The 5,376-nt window shown below is 75.2% G+C and carries 4 protein-coding genes and 1 pseudogene; 2 read left to right on the top strand and 3 right to left on the bottom strand.

The genetic code is table 11. The features are described 5' to 3' along the window. From QZV97_RS16155 to QZV97_RS16145, 3 genes are all read right to left on the bottom strand, one after another. A partial coding sequence (locus QZV97_RS16155; RefSeq protein ID WP_295644712.1) for a cbb3-type cytochrome c oxidase subunit I occupies positions 1-1,060 on the bottom strand: 1,060 nt, incomplete at its 3' end. A gap of 22 nt (positions 1,061-1,082) precedes the next feature. Next, positions 1,083-1,283: a cbb3-type cytochrome oxidase assembly protein CcoS gene (ccoS, locus tag QZV97_RS16150; RefSeq protein ID WP_295644709.1), complete on the bottom strand. Its 201-nt coding sequence runs from the start codon at positions 1,281-1,283 to the stop codon at positions 1,083-1,085. Positions 1,284-1,293: 10 nt separating this feature from the next. After that, positions 1,294-3,570, bottom strand: coding sequence for a cation-translocating P-type ATPase (locus QZV97_RS16145; RefSeq protein ID WP_295644706.1), 2,277 nt, complete (start codon positions 3,568-3,570; stop codon positions 1,294-1,296). Between the two features lie 116 nt (positions 3,571-3,686). Between QZV97_RS16145 and QZV97_RS16140 the strand changes: the two genes are divergently transcribed. Both QZV97_RS16140 and QZV97_RS20935 read left to right on the top strand, forming a co-directional pair. Then, positions 3,687-5,042 (top strand): MBL fold metallo-hydrolase, encoded by a 1,356-nt coding sequence (locus QZV97_RS16140; RefSeq protein ID WP_295644703.1) that lies wholly within the window; start codon positions 3,687-3,689, stop codon positions 5,040-5,042. 81 nt (positions 5,043-5,123) lie between these two features. Continuing rightward, positions 5,124-5,360: pseudogene (locus tag QZV97_RS20935) on the top strand (DUF4010 domain-containing protein); the annotation flags it as partial. Positions 5,361-5,376: the final 16 nt, after the last annotated feature.

Here is a 5,376-nt window from a genome sequence, read left to right as displayed (position 1 = left end):
CGCCGCTGTGCACGTGGCCGACGGTCCAGTCGGTGTAGTGCGACAGCGCGTTGACCGTCTTGATCGACATCAGCGGCCCCTCGAAGGTGGCCATGCCGTAGAACGACAGCGCGACGATCAGGAACTTGAGGATCGGGTCGTCGCGCAGCTTGTGCCAGGCGCCGCTGAGCGTCATGACGCCGTTGATCATCCCGCCCCAGCTCGGCGCCAGCAGGATCAGGCTGAACAGCATGCCGATCGACTGCGCCCAGTCGGGCAGCGCGGTGTAGTGCAGGTGGTGCGGGCCCGCCCACATGTAGGTGAAGATCAGGGCCCAGAAGTGGACGATCGACAGCCGGTAGGAGTACACCGGGCGCTCGGCCTGCTTGGGGATGTAGTAGTACATCATCCCGAGGAAGCCCGCGGTCAGGAAGAAGCCGACCGCGTTATGGCCGTACCACCACTGGATCATCGCGTCCTGCACGCCGGCGTAGGCCGAGTAGCTCTTCATCCAGCCGGCCGGCACGGCCGCGCTGTTGACGATGTGCAGCACCGCCACCGTCAGGATGAAGGCGCCGAAGAACCAGTTGGCGACGTAGATGTGGCGCACCTTGCGCTTGCCGATCGTGCCGAAGAAGACGATCGCGTAGGCCACCCAGACCAGCGCGATCAGGATGTCGATCGGCCACTCGAGCTCGGCGTACTCCTTGCCCTGCGTGTAGCCCATGGGCAGCGAGACGGCGGCCGCGACGATCACCGCCTGCCAGCCCCAGAAGGTGAAGCGCGCCAGCCAGGGCGCGAACAGCGGCGCCTGGCAGGTGCGCTGTACCACGTGGTAGCTGGTGGCGAACAGCGCGCAGCCGCCGAAGGCGAAGATCACCGCGTTGGTGTGCAGCGGCCGCAGGCGGCCGTAGCTGAGCCAGGCGAGGTCGAAGTTCAGCGCCGGCCAGGCCAGCTGGCCGGCGATCAGCAGGCCGACCGCCATGCCGACCACACCCCACAGCACCGCGGCGAGCGCGAAGTGGCGCACCGGACCGTCGTCGAAGACAGGGGCCGACGTCGCGGCTGGACCAGGATTCATGCGGAACTCCCTCGCGTGCGTTTCAAGGACACGCGGATTCTTCCGGCGGGGTTCCCTTCGCCACTTGATCGGCGTCAAGCGCTTCGCCTTCGGCGGCGAGGATGCGCGCCGCTTCGCCGTCCAGTGCGTCGAACTGCCCGCCCTGCAGGGCCCAGGCGAACAGGCCCAGGATCGCCAGCATGGCCAGCACCGACAGCGGGATCAGCAGGTAGAGCACGTCCACGCGCAGCTCCTCAGCGCGCCAGCCGCACGGCGTTGCCGACCACCGCCAGCGAGCTGGCCGCCATGCCCAGGCCGGCGGCCCACGGCGGCAGCAGGCCCGCCAGCGCCAGCGGCACGCAGGCAAGGTTGTAGGCGGCGGCCCAGGCGATGTTCTGGCGGATCACGCGCAGCGTGCGGCGCGACAGCGTGCGCAGCGCAGCGACGTCGTCGAGGCGGTCGCGCAGCAGCACCGCGTCGGCCTGGGCGCGCGCCAGCAGCGCGCCGCTGCCCATCGCCAGCGAGACGTCGGCGCGCGCCAGCACTGGCGCGTCGTTGATGCCGTCGCCCAGCATCGCGACGACCTCGCCGCGCGCCTGCGCCGCGGCCAGCGCGGCCAGCTTGGCGGCCGGGTCCGCGCCGCCGGTCGCGGCGTCCAGCGGCAGTCGCGCGGCCAGGCGCTCGACGCGCGCCGGCGCGTCGCCCGACAGCAGGCTGGCGCGCAGGCCGTCGTCGGCCAGGCGCCGCAGCGCGGCGGCGGCGCCGGGGCGCAGCGCCTCCTCGAAGTCGAAGCGAGCGAGCGCGCGGCCGCTCGGACCGAACCACAGGGCCGGGCCCGGCGCGGCGACCGTGTCGGGACCGGCCTCGGCCACGCCGCCGACCCAGCGCGCGCTGCCCAGCCGCCAGGCGCGGCCCTCGGCGCCCAGCGCCTCGAGGCCGGCGCCGGGCTGCTCGCGCACGGCCCGCCAGGCGTTCGCGTCGGGCGCATCGGTCGTCGCGCTGCCGCGCGCGTCGGCCAGCGCGCGCGACAGCGGGTGCCGCGACCATGCCGCCAGGCCGGCCGCATGCGCCAGCAGCGCGTCCCGGTCGAGCTCGCGGCCGCCGCCGAGGCGCTGCACGGCGGCGAGGCGCAGGCGGTCCTCGGTCAGCGTGCCGGTCTTGTCGACGAAGAGCCGCGTGCAGCGCGCCACCGTCTCCAGCGCCTCGGGCCGGCGCAGCAGCACGCCGCGGCGCGCCAGCGCGTCGGTGGCGACCAGCAGCGCGGCCGGCGTCGCCAGCGACAGCGCGCAGGGGCAGGTGACGATCAGCACCGACACCGCGACCCAGACCGCGCGCGCCGGATCGACCACGCTCCATGCCGCGGCGGCGCCCGCCGCCAGCAGCAGCACGACCCACAGGAAAGGCCCGGCCCAGCGGTCGGCCCAGCGCGCCGCGGCCGGGCGCTGCGCCTGCGCCTCACGCATCAGCGCGACGATGGCCTCGTAGCGCGTGTCGGCGCCGCAGTGTTCGACGCGCATCGTGGCCGGCGCCGCCAGGTTGACGCTGCCGGCCAGCAGCGCGTCGCCGGGCGCCTTGGGTTGCGGCCGCGACTCGCCGCTGAGCAGCGACTCGTCGGCGCTCGTCGCGCCGTCGATCAGCACGCCGTCGGCCGGGAAGCCCGCGCCGACCGCGACACGCAAGCGGTCGCCGGGCTGCAGCCGCGCCAGCGCAACGCGCTCGATGCGACCGTCCTCCATCAGGCGATCGGCCGTCTCGGGCAGCGCGCCCAGTGCGTCCTCCAGCGTCGCGGCGGCGCGGTGGCGCACGCGCAGCTCGAGCCAGCGCGCGGCCAGCAGGAAGGCGACGAACATCGTCAGCGAGTCGAAATAGACCGCGGGGCCGAAGGGGCCGCGCGGGTCGATGGCGGCGGCGCTGCTGGCGACGAAGCCGACCGCCAGGCCCAGCGCGACCGGCAGCTCCATCGCGAGGCGCCGCTGCGCCAGCGCGCCCAGGGCGCCGCGGAAGAAGGGCGCGGCCGAGAACAGCAGCACCGGCAGCGTCATGACCCAGCTGCCCCAGTCGAGCAGGCGCTTGAGGTCCGGCGCGATGCCGTCCGGTCCGGCGACGTAGGCCGGCGTCGCCAGCATCATCACCTGCATCGCGCAGAAGGCCGCGACGAACAGGCGCCACAGCGCCTGGCGCGACTCGGCCTGGCGCAGCGCGCGCGCGCCGGCGGCGGTGTCGGGGCCGGCCTCGAAGCCGGCGCGGCGCACCGCGGCCACCAGCGCCGACGGCGCGGTGCGCGCCGGGTCCCAGCGCACGGTGGCGCGCAGGCCGGCGGCGTCGACCGAGGCCTCGAGCACGCCGTCGACGGCGCGCAGCGCCTGCTCGATCGGCAGCGCGCAGGCCGCGCAGTCCAGGCCCGACAGGCGCAGCGAGGATTCGGCCTCGCGCCGGCCGTCGGGCGCGCACTGCCAGCGCGTGAAGCGCGCGGTCTGGCCGGCCTCGTCGAGCCAGGCGGTGTCGGGGCGGTCGAGGACGGTCGTGCTCATCGCGGACGCGGCACGCGCCGCGCGGCGAGTGTGCGAGCGGCCCGGCCGGCGCACACTGATCTGGATCAAGCCGCGGCGCGCCCGTCCCGGGCATGCTGCGCCGGAGCCCGACGACCATGCAGATCCGCTTCCTCGGCGCCGCCGACACCGTGACCGGCTCGCGCCACCTGGTCGAGGCCGGTGGCGCGCGCGTCCTGCTGGACTGCGGCCTGTTCCAGGGCTTCAAGACGCTGCGCGAGCGCAACTGGCAGCCCTTCGCGCTGCCGCCGCGCGAGATCGACGCCGTGGTGCTGAGCCACGCCCACATCGACCACAGCGGCTGGCTGCCGGTGCTGGTGAAGCAGGGCTTCCGCGGCCCGGTCTATGCGTCGCCCGCGACGCGCGACCTGGCCGAGGTGATGCTGCTGGACAGCGCCCGCCTGCAGGAAGAAGACGCCCGGCGCGCCAACCGCGGCGGCTGGTCGCGCCACGCGCCGGCGCTGCCGCTCTACACCGTTGCCGAGGCGCGCCGCGCCATCGCGAAGATCGTCGCGCTGCCGCCCGGCCGCACGGTGCGCGTGGCCGATGCGGTGATCGGCCTAGTGCCGGTCGGTCACCTGCTGGGGGCCGGCGCGGTGACGCTGCGCGCCGGCGGGCGCACGCTGGTGTTCTCGGGCGACCTGGGGCGCGCCGACGACCTGCTGATGCCGCCGCCGCAGCGCATCGCGCAGGCCGACGTGCTGCTGGTCGAGTCGACCTACGGCAACCGCCGCCATCCGCCCGAGGACAGCGCGGCGCGGCTGGCGCAAATCGTGCGCGCCACGGTGCAGCACGGCGGCAAGGTGCTGCTGCCCTCGTTCGCGGTCGGGCGTGCGCAGGCGCTGCTGCTGACGCTGCAGCGGCTCAAGGCCGCGGGCGAGATCCCGGCCGACCTGCCGGTCTTCCTCGACAGCCCGATGGCAGCCACCGCGACCGCGCTCTACCAGCGCCACCGCAAGCTGCTGCGCATCGGCGCGCGCGAGGCGGCGACGCTCGACGACGGCGTGACCGTGGTCGCGACGGCGCAGCAGTCCGAACGGCTGTGCCGCTCGCGCTGGCCGGCGGTGATCATCTCGGCCAGCGGCATGGCCACCGGCGGGCGCGTGCTGCACCACCTGAAGGCGATGGCACCGAACCCGCGGCACCACATCGTCTTCCCCGGCTTCCAGGTCGCGGGCAGTCGCGGCGCGCACCTGGTCGCCGGCGCGACCGAGGTCAAGATCCACGGCGAGTACGTCGCCGTGAAGGCGCGCGTCAGCCACCTCGAAGGCTACTCGGCGCACGCCGACGCCGACGGCGTGCTGGACTGGCTGCGCGGCTTCGAGGCCGCGCCCGCGCAGTGCTTCGTCGTGCACGGCGAGCCCGAGGCGGCCGACACGCTGCGGCTGCGCATCCAGGACGAGCTCGGCTGGCGCGTGCGCGTGCCCGGGCACGACACGCAGCACGAGGCCTGAGCGGTGTCGGCCGTGCCGTCCGAGGCCTGGGTCGGCCTGCCGGTCACGCTGGGCGGCATCGACCTGCGCGTGCTGTTCGAGATGCTGCTGCTGATCCTGGCACTGCAGGCGGCGGGCCACGTCGCGCTGCGCGGCCTGGGGCCGCACGCCGGCGCGGCGCTGGGCGGGCTGCTCGGCGGCTTCGTGTCGAGCACCGCGTCGATCGCCGCCGCCGGCGGCCGCGCCCGCGCCCATCCGGCCCAGGCGCGCGTGCTCGCGGGGGGCGCGGCGCTGTCGGGCGCGGCCACCTGGCTGCAGGCCCTGCTGCTGACCGCGGCGCTGTCGCCGGTCGCCG

It is taken from the genome of uncultured Methylibium sp., assembly GCF_902826655.1.
Lineage (GTDB): Bacteria > Pseudomonadota > Gammaproteobacteria > Burkholderiales > Burkholderiaceae_C > Methylibium.
Note: the sequence above shows the minus strand (reverse complement) of the source record. Positions and strands in the feature narration are given on the sequence as shown.

Bases quoted from the DNA above. Each gene is read 5' to 3' on its own strand.
- QZV97_RS16145 (WP_295644706.1), bottom strand. From the start codon at position 3,570: ATGAGCACGACCGTCCTCGACCGCCCCGACACCGCCTGGCTCGACGAG.
- QZV97_RS16140 (WP_295644703.1), top strand. From the start codon at position 3,687: ATGCAGATCCGCTTCCTCGGCGCCGCCGACACCGTGACCGGCTCGCGC.